The 15,843-nt window shown below is 69.2% G+C and carries 17 protein-coding genes; 10 read left to right on the top strand and 7 right to left on the bottom strand.

The window, feature by feature from the left end; translation table 11 throughout:
• Positions 1–10: 10 nt before the first annotated feature.
• The 4 genes from HOW07_RS06740 to HOW07_RS06755 all read left to right on the top strand — a co-directional run bounded on the left by HOW07_RS06740 (position 11) and on the right by HOW07_RS06755 (position 4,580).
• Complete coding sequence (locus tag HOW07_RS06740) at positions 11–1,339, top strand: MFS transporter (protein WP_121291593.1); 1,329 nt, start codon at positions 11–13, stop codon at positions 1,337–1,339.
• Positions 1,340–1,419: 80 nt separating this feature from the next.
• Positions 1,420–2,313, top strand: coding sequence for a transketolase (locus HOW07_RS06745; RefSeq protein ID WP_121291718.1), 894 nt, complete (start codon positions 1,420–1,422; stop codon positions 2,311–2,313).
• Positions 2,310–3,320 (top strand): transketolase family protein, encoded by a 1,011-nt coding sequence (locus tag HOW07_RS06750; protein WP_175116408.1) that lies wholly within the window; start codon positions 2,310–2,312, stop codon positions 3,318–3,320. Before HOW07_RS06745 ends, HOW07_RS06750 begins: the two co-directional genes overlap by 4 nt.
• Before the next feature lie 6 nt (positions 3,321–3,326).
• Entirely contained in the window at positions 3,327–4,580 is a 1,254-nt protein-coding gene (locus HOW07_RS06755) for a four-carbon acid sugar kinase family protein (RefSeq protein WP_175116409.1), read from the top strand.
• On the opposite strand, the gene HOW07_RS06760 is transcribed toward HOW07_RS06755, so the two are convergent.
• Positions 4,577–4,948 carry a helix-turn-helix domain-containing protein gene (locus HOW07_RS06760; protein WP_121291590.1) on the bottom strand — a complete coding sequence of 124 codons (372 nt, stop codon included), beginning with the start codon at positions 4,946–4,948 and terminating at the stop codon, positions 4,577–4,579. The two genes, HOW07_RS06755 and HOW07_RS06760, sit on opposite strands and share 4 nt — an antisense overlap.
• Before the next feature lie 116 nt (positions 4,949–5,064).
• Between HOW07_RS06760 and HOW07_RS06765 the strand changes: the two genes are divergently transcribed.
• From HOW07_RS06765 to HOW07_RS06785, 5 genes are all read left to right on the top strand, one after another.
• Positions 5,065–5,922: an SDR family oxidoreductase gene (locus HOW07_RS06765; protein WP_175116410.1), complete on the top strand. Its 858-nt coding sequence runs from the start codon at positions 5,065–5,067 to the stop codon at positions 5,920–5,922.
• Between the two features lie 213 nt (positions 5,923–6,135).
• Complete coding sequence (locus HOW07_RS06770; protein WP_121291588.1) at positions 6,136–7,839, top strand: amidohydrolase; 1,704 nt, start codon at positions 6,136–6,138, stop codon at positions 7,837–7,839.
• Between the two features lies 1 nt (position 7,840).
• Positions 7,841–8,734 carry an ABC transporter substrate-binding protein gene (locus HOW07_RS06775; RefSeq protein WP_175116411.1) on the top strand — a complete coding sequence of 298 codons (894 nt, stop codon included), beginning with the start codon at positions 7,841–7,843 and terminating at the stop codon, positions 8,732–8,734.
• Positions 8,735–8,736: 2 nt separating this feature from the next.
• The gene (locus HOW07_RS06780; RefSeq protein ID WP_199687141.1) at positions 8,737–9,708 is read left to right on the top strand and encodes an amino acid ABC transporter permease; all 972 of its coding nucleotides are present in this window, start codon (positions 8,737–8,739) and stop codon (positions 9,706–9,708) included.
• The gene (locus tag HOW07_RS06785) at positions 9,705–10,487 is read left to right on the top strand and encodes an amino acid ABC transporter ATP-binding protein (RefSeq protein WP_147427132.1); all 783 of its coding nucleotides are present in this window, start codon (positions 9,705–9,707) and stop codon (positions 10,485–10,487) included. The genes HOW07_RS06780 and HOW07_RS06785 overlap by 4 nt, the downstream gene beginning before the upstream one ends.
• 74 nt (positions 10,488–10,561) lie before the next feature.
• On the opposite strand, the gene HOW07_RS06790 is transcribed toward HOW07_RS06785, so the two are convergent.
• From HOW07_RS06790 to HOW07_RS06815, 6 genes are all read right to left on the bottom strand, one after another.
• A complete protein-coding gene (locus tag HOW07_RS06790; protein WP_064294172.1) occupies positions 10,562–10,780 on the bottom strand; it encodes a hypothetical protein in 219 nt (72 codons plus the stop codon).
• A 151-nt stretch (positions 10,781–10,931) separates the two neighbouring features.
• Positions 10,932–11,555, bottom strand: coding sequence for a hypothetical protein (locus HOW07_RS06795; protein ID WP_121291587.1), 624 nt, complete (start codon positions 11,553–11,555; stop codon positions 10,932–10,934).
• A complete protein-coding gene (locus HOW07_RS06800) occupies positions 11,552–12,160 on the bottom strand; it encodes a DUF6286 domain-containing protein (RefSeq protein ID WP_121291586.1) in 609 nt (202 codons plus the stop codon). The genes HOW07_RS06795 and HOW07_RS06800 overlap by 4 nt, the downstream gene beginning before the upstream one ends.
• Positions 12,157–12,570 carry a hypothetical protein gene (locus HOW07_RS06805; protein ID WP_158596590.1) on the bottom strand — a complete coding sequence of 138 codons (414 nt, stop codon included), beginning with the start codon at positions 12,568–12,570 and terminating at the stop codon, positions 12,157–12,159. Before HOW07_RS06805 ends, HOW07_RS06800 begins: the two co-directional genes overlap by 4 nt.
• Complete coding sequence (locus HOW07_RS06810; protein ID WP_056008790.1) at positions 12,567–12,758, bottom strand: DUF2273 domain-containing protein; 192 nt, start codon at positions 12,756–12,758, stop codon at positions 12,567–12,569. Before HOW07_RS06810 ends, HOW07_RS06805 begins: the two co-directional genes overlap by 4 nt.
• Positions 12,755–13,213, bottom strand: a complete 459-nt coding sequence (locus tag HOW07_RS06815) for an Asp23/Gls24 family envelope stress response protein (RefSeq protein WP_079001390.1) — start codon at positions 13,211–13,213, stop codon at positions 12,755–12,757. The genes HOW07_RS06810 and HOW07_RS06815 overlap by 4 nt, the downstream gene beginning before the upstream one ends.
• Positions 13,214–13,454: 241 nt before the next feature.
• On the opposite strand from HOW07_RS06815, the gene purL reads away from it, so the two are divergent.
• Positions 13,455–15,788: a phosphoribosylformylglycinamidine synthase subunit PurL gene (purL, locus tag HOW07_RS06820; RefSeq protein WP_064294167.1), complete on the top strand. Its 2,334-nt coding sequence runs from the start codon at positions 13,455–13,457 to the stop codon at positions 15,786–15,788.
• The last annotated feature ends 55 nt before the right edge of the window (positions 15,789–15,843 follow it).

Genomic DNA, 15,843 nt, shown 5'->3' on the forward strand with positions numbered 1-15,843 from the left:
GGAGGAACCCATGGCACACCCCACCCCCGCACCGGCTCCGGTGAAGGACAACCCGATCAAGGTCTCGACGGCCTCGATGATCGGGACGGCCGTCGAGAGCTACGACTTCTTCATCTACGGCACCGCGGCAGCGGCGTATTTCGGGACGGCGTTCTTCCACGCCGAGAACGCCTTCGTCGGCGTCCTGGCCAGCTTCGCCACCCTGGCGATCGGCTTCCTCTTCCGTCCATTGGGCGGGTACCTCGCGGGGCATTTCGGCGACCGCATCGGCCGCAAGACGATCCTCATCTGGGCGCTGTCGATCATGGGGGTCGCGACCTTCCTCATCGGCCTCCTCCCGACCTATGGGACGGTGGGTGTGCTGGCACCGATCCTGCTGATCCTGCTCCGCGCGATCCAGGGCATCGGGTACGGGGCCGAGTGGGGTGGCGCCGTCCTGATGGCGGTCGAACACGCACCGCTCAAGCGCCGGGGCTTTTTCGGCGCGGTCCCGCAGATCGGCATTCCCGCCGGGCTCCTCCTGGCGAACGGTTCATTCCTCCTCAGCGCCGCACTCTTCGAAGGCGACTGGGTGTGGCGGGTACCGTTCCTGTTCTCCATCGTCATGGTCGCCATCGGCCTCTGGATCCGTCTCGGCATCCACGAGTCGCCGGACTTCGAGCAGATGAAGGCGGCCGGAGAGATCCACAAGCGCCCGGCGATCCAGGTCATCAAGCAGGACTGGCGGATCATCCTCCGCATCATGGGTCTGCGGCTCGCCGAGACCGGCGGGTACTACATCACGACGAGCTTCGCCCTGTCGTACGTGGTGCTCGCCGGCATCTCCGACAAGCAGTACGTCCTGTACGGCACGCTCGTCGGCTCGGCGCTCGGCCTCGGAACCCATCTGGCCTACGGCGCGCTCAGTGACCGCATCGGTCGTCGGAACGTCTTCCTGATCGGCTCGATCTTCACGATCCTCTTCGGTGTCCCGATGTTCCTGTTGATCAACACGGGCGCGATCATCATGATCATCGTCGCCGTCACCCTGAGCCTCATCCTCAGTCACGACCCGATCTTCGCGGTCGAGGGGTCGTGGTTCTCCGAGCAGTTCGACCGGAACGTCCGCTCCTCGGGCATCTCGCTCGGCTACAACGGCGCGAGCGTCGTCGCCGGACTGCTGCCCTTCATCGCGACGGCACTGTACGGCTGGATCGGTTGGGTCGGTCCGGCGGTACTCCTCAGCGCGCTGGGCGTCGTCTCCACGCTCTGCGCGCTCACCGCCCGCGAGACCGCGCCGATCAAGACAGGGCAACTGACCGCTGCGGACACCAGCCCGGCCGAACTCGTCCGCCGCTGACCGACCGCCCCACGATCCACCGGGTGGTGTCGGCCGACGGCGACCGACGTCGGCACCATCCGATCCGGAAGGAATCCAGCATGACCTCCACCATCACCGGCACCGCCGGTCAGCCGACGACCCGGTCGTCACGCAGCACCGCGGTCAGGGCGGCCGCACATCGCATCCGCCACCACATCCTCGACATGGGCGAGGTGCAGGGCCAGGGGTACGTCGGCCAGGGCCTCGGGGCCGCCGACATCCTCGCCGTCGCCTACGCGGACCTCCTGCGTCTCCGCCCGTCCGATCCGCACTGGGAGGGTCGCGACCGCTTCCTGCTGTCGACGGGGCACTACGCGATCGGCCTGTACGCCGCACTCGCGGAGGCCGGGGTGATCCCGGTCGAGGAATTGGAGAGCTACGGCTCCGACGACTCGCGCCTGCCGATGTCCGGTATGGCGAGCTACACCCCCGGGATGGAGATCTCCGGCGGTTCCCTCGGCCACGGGCTGGGCGTCGCCGTGGGCATGGCCCTCGGCCTCCGTCTGCAGGGCAACGACGCCCGCGTCGTGAACTTCCTCTCCGACGGTGAGCTCGACGAGGGTTCGACCTGGGAGGCCGCGATGGGCGCGCACCACCACCGTCTCGGCAACCTCCTGGCGTTCGTCGACATGAACGCCCTGCAGGCCGACGGACCGACGGCCGGCGTCCTCGGGATCGAGCCCGCCCACGAGAAATGGGCGTCGTTCGGCTGGTTCACGCAGCGCGTGGACGGCAACGACGTCGACGCGCTCCTCGACGCGGTCGACCGCGCGACCACCGCAGCGGAGGCCCAGGGGGTTCCGGCGGTGATCCTGTGCGACACCCTCGTCGGACGCGGCGTGCCACTGCTCGAGCAGCGGGAGAAGGCGCACTTCATGAAGATCGACGAGCACGAGTGGCAGCTGTGCCGCGACCAACTGACCGCAGGATTCGACGGGACGGACCAGGCATGAGCACCACCACCACGAGCCCCAGGCTCAAGACGTCGGCGATGATCGCGTCGTTCGCCGACCCCGGTCAGCGGACCTCCCCGGCTCCCTTCGGTCGAGCTCTCACCGCCCTCGCCGAGACGGACCCACGCATCGTCGGTCTGTCAGCAGACCTCAGCAAGTACACCGACATGCACGTCTTCGCGAAGGCACACCCGGAGCGGTTCTTCCAGATGGGCATGGCCGAGCAGTTGCTGTACGGCACCGCTGCCGGCCTGGCGGAGACGGGCTTTATCCCGTTCGCCTCGACGTACTCCGTGTTCGCCGCGCGTCGCGCCTACGACTTCATCTGCCTCGACATCGCCGAGCCCAACCTCAACGTCAACGTCGTCGGTGGCCTACCCGGCCTCACGACGGGATACGGACCGAGCCATCAGGCGACCGAGGACATGGCGATCTTCCGGGGGATGCCCAACCTCACCATCGTCGACCCCTGCGACGCCCTCGACATCGAGCAGGCCGTGCCACAACTCGCCGCGCACGAGGGTCCGACCTACCTCCGCCTCCTGCGCGGGAACGTGCCGCTCGTCCTCGACGAGTACGACTACCGCTTCGAACTCGGCAAGGCCGCGGTCCTCCGTCCCGGGAACGACGTCGTGTTCATCTCCAGCGGGCTCATGACGATGCGCGCGCTCCAGGCTGCGGAGGCGTTGGCCGCGCACCGTGTGGACGTCTCCGTCGTCCACACGCCGACCATCAAGCCGTTCGACGAGGCGACCGTCCTCGCCGAGATCGACACCCCGCGCCTCGCCGTGACCCTCGAGAATCACACCGTCGTCGGTGGGCTGTTCGAGACGGTCGCGAGCGCGGTCGTGCGCCGCGGGCTCGGGAAGCGCGTCGTTCCGATCGCCCTGCCCGACGCGTTCCTCGACGCCGGCGCGCTCCCGACCCTCCACGAACGCTACGGTCTCGCGACGAGCGGTATCGTCGAGCGCGTGCTCACCGAACTTCGTCGCGACGACACCGCCTAGGACGATATGAAGACGATCATCCTCGACGACGACCCCACCGGCACGCAGTCGGCGTCCGGCGTCGACGTCCTCCTCGAATGGGACGCCGATCTCATCGAGCAGATGCTCGGCGGAGCCGATGCGGTCTACCTGCTCACGAACACCCGCGCCGTCCCCGAGGGGGAGGCAGTGGCGCTCCTCGAACGCACTCGAGCCGAAGCGGAGGAGGCGGGACGCCGTCTCGGAGAACGGGTGCACGTCGTCCTCCGAGGCGACTCGACCCTGCGCGGGCACGTGTTCCCCGAGACCGCCGTCTTCACCGGAGACCGCAGCGTCATCGTCTTCGTCCCGGCCTTCCCGGAGGGCGGGCGCACGACGATCGACGGCACCCACTACGTCCGCATCGGCGACGAGACGCTGCCGGCCCACGAGACGGAGTACGCCCAGGACCCCGTGTTCCCGTTCCGCTCGGGACACCTGCCGGACTACGTGCGCGAGCAGTCCGGTCGGGAGGCCGCCCACTTCGGCCTGGCGGGTCTCCGCGACGGCGCCGCCGGGTTCCGTGCAGCTCTCCGCGATGCCGTTCCCGGAACGGTGCTCCTTCCGGACGCGGAGACCGGAGACGACGTGCGGATCATCGCGCAGGCCATCACGGCGGCGTGGGCCGACGGAGCCGACGTGGTCGTCCGGTCCGCGTCACCCCTCGCTGCAGCCATCGCGGGCGTCGAGAGCGACGGCCTCCTGCCCTCGCCGCTCGTCGCGGAGCCGGTCGCCGCGCTCCTCGTCTGCGGCTCCCACACCATCGGTGCGACGCGACAGCTCGCGCCCGTCGAGGCGGCGTTCGGCCCCGCCGAGATCGTCCCCACGAGCGACGCCCTCCAGGATGCCGTCGCCACCGGGCGGGCCGTGGCGGAGGCCGCTCGAGCGAGACTCACCGCGACGGGGTTCGCCGCGATCTCGTCCGAGCGGGAACGGGACGCCTCGCACAACACGCTCGACCACGGTGAGCGGGTGATGATCGCCCTGACGTCGGCGACCGCTGCGCTCCGACGATCGGTTGAGGTCGTCGTGTCGAAGGGCGGCATCACCTCCGCCGAGGTCGCCCGGGTCGGACTCGGTGCACGGCGCGCTCGCGTCCTCGGACAGGTGCTGCCCGGGGTCTCGGTGTGGAGTGTGGTGACACCCGAGCACGAGGAGAAGCTCTACGTGGTCGTCCCGGGCAACGTCGGCGACCCGTCGACACTCGTCGACGTCCTCACCGCGCTCGGCCGGACCGCCTAGCGCCCGAGGATCTCCGACGCGTTGTGGTCGATCCACGCCATCAAGGGCATCAGGTGCTCGTTGAGGTCGCGACCGCGGTCACTCAGGCTGTACTCGACACGGGGCGGGATCTCGGGGTGCGCGACGCGGATGACGAGGCCGTCCTCCTCGAGCGTTCGGAGCGTCTGGGCCAGCATCTTCTCGCTGATGCCCTGGACCACCCGTCGCAGCTCACCCCAGCGATGGGTGCCGTCGGACAGCGCCAGGAGGACGAGGACGCCCCACTTGCTGGTGACGTGGTCGAGCACCGTGCGCGAGGGGCATGCGGCAGGCAGGATGCCGTCGGTGAATCCAGGGCGTCTTCCCAGCTGCGTGTCCACGCTCGTCATGGCTCATTCCTTACTCGTCGGACAGTAGCTTACCTCAAAGTGGGTACTGCAGATCGGGAAGTAATGTGATCGGAAGCGGGTTCCTCCTCAGCGAACCCCATCGAAAGGACCCTCACATGTCTCTCGTCGTCACCGGAGCCACCGGCCACCTCGGCCACCTCGTCGTCGAGCACCTGCTCGCCCGCGGCACCGACCCCGCCACCATCGTCGCCACCGGCCGCCGGACCGAGGCACTGGCCGATCTCGCCGCACAGGGCGTCCGCACCGCGAAGGTCGACTTCACCGACCCGGCCACCCTCGACGCCGCGCTCGAGGCCGGCGACACCCTGCTGCTCGTCTCCGGGAGCGAGGTCGGCCAGCGCGTCGCCCAGCACGCCGCCGTCATCGACGCCGCAAAGCGTGCCGGCGTCGCCCGCCTCGTCTACACGAGCGCGCTCCGGGCCGACACCTCCCCGCTGATCCTCGCCCCCGAGCACAAGGCGACCGAGGAGCTCATCCGCGCGTCCGGCCTCCCCTTCACCATCCTCCGCAACGGCTGGTACACCGAGAACTACGGCCAGTCCGTCGACCAGGCCAAGGCGACCGGATCGTTCGTCGGGAGCGTCGGCGACGGCCTCGTGTCGAGCGCGTCTCGCACCGACTACGCGGAGGCGGCCGCCGTCGTCCTCACCACCGACGGCCACGAGGGCAAGGCCTACGAGCTCGCCGGCGACGTCGCATGGTCGCACCCCGAGCTGGCGCAGGCGATCGGCGAGGTCGTCGGCCGAGAGGTCGTCTACCAGGACCTCTCCCCAGAGGACCACATGAAGGCCTTGCTGGCGGCCGGTCTCGACGAGGGCACCGCGGGCTTCGTCGTCGCGCTCGACGGCAACACCCGCGACGGCCTGCTCGCCGAGACGAGCGGCGACCTCAGCCGGTTGATCGGCCACCCCACGACGCCGCTGGTCGAGGGGCTGCGCACGCTCGTCGCCTGAGCCGCGTCGACATCTCCTGCAATCAGCCGGGCCCGGAGCGTACGCTCCGGGCCCGTTCGCGTGCACTGACACTCCGGCTGAAGGATTCCGTTGCAGAAACGCGATCCGACGCACGAATCCGTCACCTCGATCCGGGTTATGCTCTCGATACCGCTAGCGCGCCGAGGATGACGCGCCGGCCAGACGGCACCACCGACGCTTCGAGCAGGTGATATGACGAGCAACGCGGACACGGTCTTCACCGGAGGCACCGTCTTCCGGAACGCCCTGCTCACGCCGCAGAACGGTGCCGTCGCCGTCTCCGACGGCCGGATCGTCGCCCTCGACGCCGACGCACACGCGGCGATTGGTCCCGACACCGAGATCGTCGACCTCCGAGGCGGTCTCCTGCTCCCCGGCTTCGTGGACGCGCACGTCCACCCGATCGAGGCCGGACTCGAACAGCTCGCGTGCGATCTGTCGGGCGAGCGCACCCCCGAGGGATACCTCGCCACGATCGCCGCCTACGCCGAGGCACACCCCGAGCGCCCGTGGATCGTCGGCGGCGGCTGGCAACAGGCCGCCTTCCCCGGCGGCACCCCGCCCGCCGCGGAGCTCGACCGAGTGGTGCCGGACCGGCCCGTCTTCCTCCAGAACCGCGATCACCACGGAGCCTGGGTGAACACCGAGGCGCTCCGCCTCGCCGGCGTCGACCACACCACACCGGACCCCGCCGACGGCCGAATCGAACGGGACGCGGACGGCACCCCGAACGGCATGCTCCACGAGGGTGCCCGCTCGCTCGTGTCCCGGTTCGTCCCCGTCGACACCGACGAGGACGTCGCGGCCGCCCTCGTCGCAGCCCAGCAGACCCTCCACGGCTTCGGCGTCACCGGCTGGCAGGACGCGATCGTCGGCGACTACGGCAGCCACACCGATACGAGCGACGCCTACCTGCAAGCGATGGCGGACGGGTTGCTCATGAGCGACGTCGTGGGGGCGCTCTGGTGGGACCGGGATCGTGGACTCGAGCAGATCGACGAACTCATCGCTCGCCGCGACGCGATCGCACGCCGCGCCGCGGCCCTCGGGACGACAACCGGGCGCTTCACCGCGGGCACCGTCAAGATCATGCAGGACGGCATCCCCGAGAACCGGACCGCCGCGATGATCGACCCCTACCTGCGCACCTGTCACTGCGGAGACACCACGCCCGAACGCGGCATCTCCTTCCTGGAGCCCGCGATCCTCGTCGAGGCGGTCACGAGGCTGGACGCCGCGGGGTTCCAGGTCCACTTCCACGCGATCGGCGACCGGGCGGTCCGCGAGTGCCTCGACGCCCTCGAGGCCGCGCGGGCGCGCAACGGCGAGAGCGACAACCGGCACCACATCGCGCACGTGCAGATCGTCCATCCCGACGACCTGCCGCGGTTCGCCCGACTCGGCGTCACGATGAACATGCAGGCGCTCTGGGCCACGTGGGAGCCCCAGATGGTCGAGCTGAACCTGCCGCTGCTCGGCGACGAACGCGCCTCCTGGCAGTATCCGTTCGGCGATGCGGCACGACTCGGCACCCTGCTCTGTGCCGGATCGGACTGGCCCGTCACGACCCCCGACCCGTGGCAGGCCCTGCATGTGGCGGTCAACCGCACGCTGCCGGCCGACGATCCCGACCACCACCCCGAACCGCTCAACCCAGGACAGTCGCTGACGCTCGGAGCGGCGATCGCCGCGTACACGCACGGGTCCAACCGGATCGACCACCGCGACGACACCGGCGTGATCGAGGTCGGCGCCGTCGCAGACCTCGTCCTCGTCGACCGTGACCCGTTCGCCGGCCCCACCACCGAGATCGCGCACACCAGGACCGTCGGGACCTGGATCGCCGGACGCCGCGTCTTCACCTCCACCACCACATCAACCGAGCAAGGAACCTGACATGAAGAACCGATACCTGCTCCCGGCCGCACTCACGGCCGCCGCCGCGCTGCTGCTCACCGGCTGCGTCAACAACGAGGTCGCCACGCCCGACGCCACCGGCTCTACCGCCGCGGTGACCGTCGACAAGGCCGCCGAGGCGCTCCTCCCCGACGACATCCGTCAGGTCGGCAAGCTCATCCTCGGCACCGACGCGACCTACGCGCCCAATGAGTTCAAGGACGCGAACGGCGACCCGATCGGTTGGGAGATCGAGCTCGCCGACGCGATGGCCGGCAAGCTCGGCCTCACCACCGACTACCAGGTGGCGAAGTTCGACAACATCATCCCGAGCATCACCGGTGGCAAGTACGACGTCGGGCTGTCGTCGTTCTTCGACACCAAGGAGCGTCAGCAGCAGGTCGACATGATCGACTACTTCACGGCCGGGATCCAGTGGGCGACCCTGGCGGGCAAGTCCGTCGACCCCGACAACGCCTGCGGGCTGAAGGTCGCCGTCCAGAACGGCACGACGGAGGCCCTCGACGACGTCCCCGCCAAGTCGCAGGCCTGCACCGACGCCGGTAAGCCGGCGATCGAGGCCCTCGGCTACGACACGCAGGACGAGGCCACGGCTGCAGTCACACTCGGCCGCGCCGACGCGATGACCGCCGACTCCCCGGTCGTGCAGTACGCCGTCCAGCAGAGCGACGGCAAGCTCGAACTCTCCGGTGACGTCTACTCGACGTTCCTCTACGGCATGCCGATCGCGAAGGACCGTGGCGACCTCGGCAAGGCCCTCCAGGCCGCCCTGCAGTCCCTCATGGACGACGGCACCTACGGCTCGATCCTGAGCAAGTGGGGCGTCGAGTCCGGCGCCATCGACAAGATCGACATCAACGGCGCGACGAGCTGACCGTGAGCGACTCCAGAACCACCGGGACGGCGTCCGCGCCCCCGGTGCCGTTGAAGGTCGTCAAGCTCCGCCATCCCTGGCGGAACGTGTTCGCCGTCATCATCGTGCTGTTGCTCGTCGCGTTCGTGGTCGACGCGGCGACGCGACCGGCGTACGACTGGCCGGCCGTCGGCAAGTACGTCTTCGACCGGCGGATCACCATGGCAGCGCTCATCACGCTGCAGCTGACGGTGTACTCCATGATCGGCGCCATCGTCCTCGGCGTCGTGCTCGCGATCATGCGGCTGTCGCCGAACCCGGTGCTCAAGGCCATCGCGTGGGGCTTCGTCTGGCTGTTCCGCGGGACGCCGGTCTACGTGCAGCTGGTCTTCTGGGGCCTGCTCGCGACGATCTATCCGACGCTCAACATCGGACTGCCCTTCCTCCCGCCGATCGCGCAGCTGCCGACCGATGCCGCGCTGAACACGTTCTGGATCGCCGTCATCGGGCTGGCACTCAACGAGGCCGCCTACATGTCGGAGATCGTGCGCGCCGGTCTGCTGTCGGTGGACCGCGGACAGGAGGAGGCGTCGACGGCGCTCGGGATGAGCTGGGCGCAGACGATGCGGCGGGTCATCCTGCCGCAGTCGATGCGGATCATCATCCCGCCGACCGGCAACGAGGTGATCTCGATGCTCAAGACCACGTCGCTCGTGACGGCCGTCCCGTTCACGCAGGAGCTCTACACGAGGTCGCGGGACATCTCGTCCGAGACGTTCAACCCGATCCCGTTGCTCATCGTCGCGTCGCTCTGGTACCTGCTGTTCACCTCGATCCTGATGGTGGGGCAGTACTTCCTGGAGAAGCGATTCGCGCGCGGCCTTACCCGGATCGACGCGGGGGCACCCGTCACGACCGAGGCCATCCAGGTCCAGGAGGCGGAGGCGCGCGCCAAGCAGAGCCCAACCGACGGCGAGAGCGGAGAACGACGATGACGATCACGGACACGGACACGATCGACATGGTCCACGCGGAGGGCGTGGTGAAGTCCTTCGGCTCGAACACGGTCCTCAAGGACATCTCCCTGACGGTACGACGCGGCGAGGTCATGTGCCTGGTCGGGCCGTCGGGCTCCGGCAAGTCGACCTTCCTGCGCTGCATCAACCACCTGGAGCGGGTCGACGGCGGACGGTTGCTCGTCGAGGGGGACCTCATCGGCTACCGCGAGCGAGGCGACAAGCTCTACGAGTTGAAGCCCAAGGAGGCGGCGAAGCAGCGGCGCGACATCGGTATGGTGTTCCAGCGGTTCAACCTGTTCCCGCATATGACGGCGCTCGAGAACATCATCGAGGCGCCCATGCAGGTGAAGGGTCAACGGCGAGCGGTCGCCGAGCAGCGCGGCCGGGAACTCCTGGACCGGGTCGGTCTGAGCGACAAGGCGGCTGCATACCCCGGTCACCTGTCGGGCGGTCAGCAGCAGCGGGTCGCGATCGCGCGGGCCCTCGCGATGGATCCGAAGCTCATGCTGTTCGACGAGCCGACCTCGGCACTCGATCCGGAGCTGGTCGGCGAGGTCCTCGACGTCATGAAGGGGCTCGCGAAGGACGGCATGACGATGATCGTCGTGACGCACGAGATGGGGTTCGCCCGAGAGGTGGCCGACTCGCTCGTGTTCATGGACGGCGGCGTGGTCGTGGAGACGGGAGCGCCCCGCGAGGTGCTCGCCAATCCGCAGCACGCCAGGACACGCGCGTTCCTGTCGAAAGTGTTGTGAGCACGAACGCCGCCCGCTCTCCCAGACTGGGGCGAGCGGGCGGCGTTTCGTCCGCGGACGGGCGATCGAAGAACTCAGTGGAGCTTCTTCTGGACTTCCTTCTGGGCCTTCGCCGTGGCCTTCTTCGCGTTCTTCACGGCCTTCTTGCGCGCCTTCTCGACGCGAGGGTCGTTCCAGAACTCTTCTGCGGCGTGCTTGATCTCGCGGTACCGGGTGCGTCCGGCCTTCGCGCCGAGCGTGTAGGCACCGAAGGCGATGAGGCCGACGATGATGAGGAGGATCTTCTTACCCATGATGTTGCTCCCTCTCCCACGGATCGCCGTGGGGCGTTGATGTGTCCCGATGGTTCATCCCGCGACACTGGCATTCTGCGACGCGCGGCTGCGGATCAGCCGATTCGGACGGGGGCTTGCAATTGCACCGGCACGTCCGGATCAGTGACGGTCACTGGAGGACGCGCTTCGGCTTGGCGGCGCGGAAGCCGCCGCCGACCTCGACGAGGACGGGGAGCTCGACGCCGAGCAGGCGGTCAAGCGACTCCACCGCCGTGCTGACGGTCTCCACCGCCGTGCGGGGTGAGACGCCACGCCGGCAGGTGACGGCGACCTTGAGCGCCTGCGCCCGGTTCACGTCCCAGGCGGAGACGCGGACGGACGAGAACGCCTCGGTGTCGTCGAGGGCATCGCCGAGGGCATTGGCCGCGACGTCCGTCTCGAGCACGATGTCGCCGTGCTCGACGGTCGCGCGATGCACGACGCCGGAACGGCCGCGCCCCTGGCGAAGGACGAACGAGATGAGCAGGGCGGCGACGACCACGAGCAGCACGATGCCGGCGATCGGGACGAGGACCGAGGCCGTCTGACCGGCGTCCGCGCTGGACACCGCTGCGAACGGGTTCCAGGCGAACCAGCCGTCGATCGTGTCGAGCACGGCGGCCCGATTGTCGCGCCACCAGTCGGCGACGACGGGCACGGTGACGACGGCGAGCGCCGCCGCCCCGATCACGACGAACACGAGTCCGATGAGGAGGATGAGCAGACGGTTCAGTCCGCGGTTGGTGGAGTTCACTGTCCGACCTTCCCGTTCGACGAGATGGAGGTGGTCGCCCGGAGCGACGGCTGCAGGCCGAACGCATCGAGGTCTGCGGCGACGGCGCGGTCGACTTCGGACCGGTCGACGCGCATGCCGCTGGCCGGGGTGATCCGGATCGCTGCGGTCCGCCGCCCGACGGCCACGGAGGTGCCGTCGGGATGCGTGGCAGCCGTCGTCGAAGCGCGCTGCGCGAGGGCCGACGCGATGACCTCGTCATCGACGACCGCGAGTACGCGCCCGGTCGACAACAGATGGCGGTGACGACGTCCCGGTCCGAGCGCGATCCCGATGAGGACCACTCCGAGCAGGAGCACGAGTGCCCCCGCGACACCGAGGATGACCGGTTGCGTCGACGGCAGGCTCGCCGCGGCTCCCGGGATCTCACCCGGGGCGACGAGGAGCGGGCGGACGCCGATGAGGGCGAGCACCGTCTCCACGGCGATCCAGAGCGCGACGAGCACGAGCAGGACCGCGAGGAGGATCGCGGCGGTCGAGCGCGGCGAGTGCAGTTCGCGGCGAGCCAGGCGCCGGAGCACCCTCGTCGGGCCGGCGGCCGGGGTCGTGGCTGCGGTGGCGGTCATGAGACGCGTCCTTCCTGGTCGATCTCGAGTCCGCTCACGCGGATGGAGACGCGCGAGACGCTCGAACCGGACAGCTGCTCGACGCGAGCGGCGATGGCACCGGTGGCGGCCGAGACGCGCTCGACGATGGAGCCCCCTGAGCGCTGGAGCGCGTCGGGGGTGGCCGAGACGCGCGACAGTGGGATCGCACGCATCGGCGAGGTGACGATGAGCGCGAGCGCGCCCTGGTCGTCGGCGAGCTCGACCTTCACACGTCCCGCCGGGACCCCGAGCGACTCGGCCGCGATGTTCACGGCGACGTGCTCGAGGGCCTTCGCGGTGATCCGCGTCCGGCCCGGCCCGCCGTGCGGGTGCACGACGGGCGCTTCGGCGACCGAGGGGACTCCCCGGTCGAGGACGGCGGTGGTCATGACGAGACGCGCTTCCCGCGGACGGCGTCGACGATCGCGTTCAGGTCGGTCTGGCCGGTGACGATGCGGGCCACGAGGGCGCCGATCCCCATCGCGACCGCGACGAACACGAACGCCCAGAACCCGAAGGCGACCCAGCTGAGTGCGAGGACGGCTCCGATCAGGATGCCGGTGTTGGTGGCGGTCACTGGACTCGCGCCTCGGCGTTCTGGTCCTCGTCGTCGGACGGGATGAAGACGTCGCTGACGGTCACGTTGACCTCGGTGACCTCCATGCCGACGAACTGCTCGATCGCGCGGATGATGGAGGCGCGGACCTCGCTCGCGACGGCCTGCAGGTCCACCGGGTAGTCGGCGACGATCACGACGTCGACGGCGACCTGGGTCTCGCCGACCTCGACACGGATGCCCTGCGACAGGTCGGAGGAGCCGATGGCGTCGCGGATGGCACCGAAGGCACGGGCTGCGCCACCACCGAGGGCGTGCACGCCGCGGACCTCGCGGGCTGCGATGCCGGCGATCTTCGCGACCACGCCGTTGTCGATGACCGTCTTGCCGTGGGTGTTCGTCTGCGTGGCGGCGTTGTTCTCGCCGACGACACCCTTCGTGACGGTGGGCTTCGGGGAGTTGGTGGTGTTCGACATGGTGTTGCCCTTCCTGGTTCGTCTCGAGCGAGCGGTTGATCGCTTCGTTGGTGATAGGACGCAACCATCGCACCGATCGTCACGGTCGATCTCGAAGCTCGTGAAGAGACCTCGAATCCTGCACCGCACCGTGACGAATGGGCGTCGACCTCCGACGCCCATCCGAGCATCTGTTCGTCGCTGCACGCCGCTAAGATTGGTGGGTCCGGCATCCCACCACTTCCTTTGGAGTCCTGCCCTCGTGACGACCACCACCCCCACCAGCTCCGCCGTCGCCGACACCGTCGAGAACGCCGTCGCGACACCGGACCGCGAGCAGCCCTACGGCGCCCTCGGCCTGAAGGCCGACGAGTACGCGAAGATCCGCGAGATCCTCGGCCGTCGTCCCACGAGCGGCGAGCTCGCCATGTACTCGGTCATGTGGAGCGAGCACTGCTCCTACAAGTCCAGCAAGATCTACCTGCGCCAGTTCGGCCAGAAGGTCACCGACGAGATGAAGAAGAACCTCATGGTCGGCATGGGCGAGAACGCCGGTGTCATCGACGTCGGTGAGGGCTGGGCCGTGACCTTCAAGGTCGAGAGCCACAACCACCCCTCCTACATCGAGCCCTTCCAGGGTGCGGCCACGGGCGTCGGCGGCATCGTCCGCGACATCATCTCGATGGGTGCCCGACCGGTCGCCGTTATGGACCAGCTCCGTTTCGGCGACATCGACCACCCCGACACCGCACGCGTCGTGCACGGCGTCACCGCCGGCATCTCCTCCTACGGCAACTGCCTGGGCCTGCCGAACATCGGTGGCGAGACCTACTTCGACAAGGTGTACCAGGGCAACCCGCTGGTCAACGCCCTGTCGGTCGGCGTCCTGCGTCACGAGGACCTCCGCCTCGCCAACGCCTCGGGTGTCGGCAACAAGATCGTCCTCTTCGGTGCCCGCACCGGTGGCGACGGCATCGGCGGCGCCTCCATCCTCGCGTCCGATTCCTTCGACGCGAACGGCCCGACGAAGCGTCCGGCCGTCCAGGTCGGCGACCCGTTCGCCGAGAAGGTGCTCATCGAGTGCTGCCTGGAGCTCTACCGCGACAGCCTCGTCGAGGGCATCCAGGACCTCGGTGCCGCCGGCATCTCCTGCGCCACGAGCGAGCTCGCGGCCAACGGCGACGGCGGCATGTTCGTCGAGCTGTCGCACGTGCTGCTGCGCGACCCCTCGCTGACGCCCGAGGAGATCCTCATGTCGGAGTCGCAGGAGCGCATGATGGCCGTCGTCGAGCCGGGCAAGCTCGACGCGTTCCTCGCCGTCACCGACAAGTGGGACGTCGAGACCTCCGTGCTCGGTGAGGTCACCGACACCGGCCGCCTCGTCATCAACTGGCACGGCGAGGAGATCGTCAACGTCGACCCCTCGACCGTCGCGGTCGACGGCCCGGTCTACGAGCGCCCGGTCGCCTACCCCACCTGGATCGACGCACTGCAGGCCGACTCCGCCTCGGCCCTCCCCCGCACCGACGCCCCTGCCGAGCTGGAGCAGCAGTTCCGCTCCCTCCTCGGATCGGCGAACCTCGCGGACAAGAGCTGGATCACCAACCAGTACGACTACTACGTCATGGGCAACACCGCGCTGTCCTTCCCCGACGACGGCGGCATGATCCGCGTCGACGAGGAGTCCGGCCTCGGCTTCGCCATCGCGACCGACGCGAACGGCCGCTACTGCCAGCTCGACCCGCGCCAGGGTGCACAGCTCGCGCTCGCGGAGGCCTACCGCAACGTCGCCGTCACCGGTGCCGTCCCGGCCGCCGTCACCGACTGCCTGAACTTCGGCTCGCCGGAGAACCCCGAGGTCATGTGGCAGTTCTCCGAGGCCGTCGCCGGCCTGTCGGACGCCTGCCTCGAGCTCGGCGTGCCCGTCACCGGCGGCAACGTGTCGTTCTACAACCAGACGGGCGACGTCCCGATCTTCCCGACGCCCGTCGTCGGCGTCCTCGGCGTGATCGACGACGTCGCGCGCCGCATCCCGAGCGGATGGCAGGACGAGGGCGACAACCTCTACCTCCTCGGCACCACGTCACTCGAGCTCGACGGATCCGCCTGGGCCGGGACGATCCACGACCACCTGGGTGGTCTGCCGCCGAAGGTCGACCTCGCCGGCGAGAAGACGCTGGCCGAGCTGCTGCACGCCGCGGCCAAGGAGGGCCTCGTGTCCTCCGCCCACGACCTCTCCGACGGCGGTCTCGCTCAGGCGCTCGCGGAGAGCGTCATGCGCTTCGGTGTCGGTGCCCGGGTCTTCCTCGGTGAGCTGCTCGCGCGCGACGGCGTCGACCTCACGACGGCGCTCTTCTCCGAGTCCACCGGACGCGTCATCGTCTCGGTGCCGCGCGAGGACGACGTCAAGTTCCAGGGCCTGTGCGAGGGCCGCGGCTACCCGGTGCTCCGCATCGGCGTGACCGACGCCTCTGCCGTCGGCGACGCGACCGAGCCCGCCCTCGAGATCCAGGACGTCCTGACCATCCCGGTCTCCGAACTGCGTCGGGTGTCGAAGAGCGTGCTCCCCGAGCGGTTCGGCCCGGTCATCGGCTGAGCGACCCGACTCCACACAGCCCCTGCGCCCGACGGCGTGGGGCTGTGTCGTTGTC

Origin of the sequence: Plantibacter sp. MCCC 1A11337 (genome assembly GCF_013349365.1) — a bacterium.
Lineage (GTDB): Bacteria > Actinomycetota > Actinomycetes > Actinomycetales > Microbacteriaceae > Plantibacter > Plantibacter flavus_A.

Coding starts and splice junctions, on each gene's coding strand:
- HOW07_RS06765 (WP_175116410.1), top strand. CDS start 5,065: ATGTCTCTCGTCGTCACCGGAGCCACCGGCCACCTCGGCCACCTCGTC.
- HOW07_RS06755 (WP_175116409.1), top strand. CDS start 3,327: ATGAAGACGATCATCCTCGACGACGACCCCACCGGCACGCAGTCGGCG.
- HOW07_RS06815 (WP_079001390.1), bottom strand. CDS start 13,213: ATGTCGAACACCACCAACTCCCCGAAGCCCACCGTCACGAAGGGTGTC.
- HOW07_RS06760 (WP_121291590.1), bottom strand. CDS start 4,948: ATGACGAGCGTGGACACGCAGCTGGGAAGACGCCCTGGATTCACCGAC.
- HOW07_RS06745 (WP_121291718.1), top strand. CDS start 1,420: ATGACCTCCACCATCACCGGCACCGCCGGTCAGCCGACGACCCGGTCG.
- HOW07_RS06775 (WP_175116411.1), top strand. CDS start 7,841: ATGAAGAACCGATACCTGCTCCCGGCCGCACTCACGGCCGCCGCCGCG.
- HOW07_RS06800 (WP_121291586.1), bottom strand. CDS start 12,160: ATGACCGCCACCGCAGCCACGACCCCGGCCGCCGGCCCGACGAGGGTG.
- HOW07_RS06790 (WP_064294172.1), bottom strand. CDS start 10,780: ATGGGTAAGAAGATCCTCCTCATCATCGTCGGCCTCATCGCCTTCGGT.
- HOW07_RS06805 (WP_158596590.1), bottom strand. CDS start 12,570: ATGACCACCGCCGTCCTCGACCGGGGAGTCCCCTCGGTCGCCGAAGCG.
- HOW07_RS06770 (WP_121291588.1), top strand. CDS start 6,136: ATGACGAGCAACGCGGACACGGTCTTCACCGGAGGCACCGTCTTCCGG.
- HOW07_RS06785 (WP_147427132.1), top strand. CDS start 9,705: ATGACGATCACGGACACGGACACGATCGACATGGTCCACGCGGAGGGC.
- HOW07_RS06740 (WP_121291593.1), top strand. CDS start 11: ATGGCACACCCCACCCCCGCACCGGCTCCGGTGAAGGACAACCCGATC.
- HOW07_RS06750 (WP_175116408.1), top strand. CDS start 2,310: ATGAGCACCACCACCACGAGCCCCAGGCTCAAGACGTCGGCGATGATC.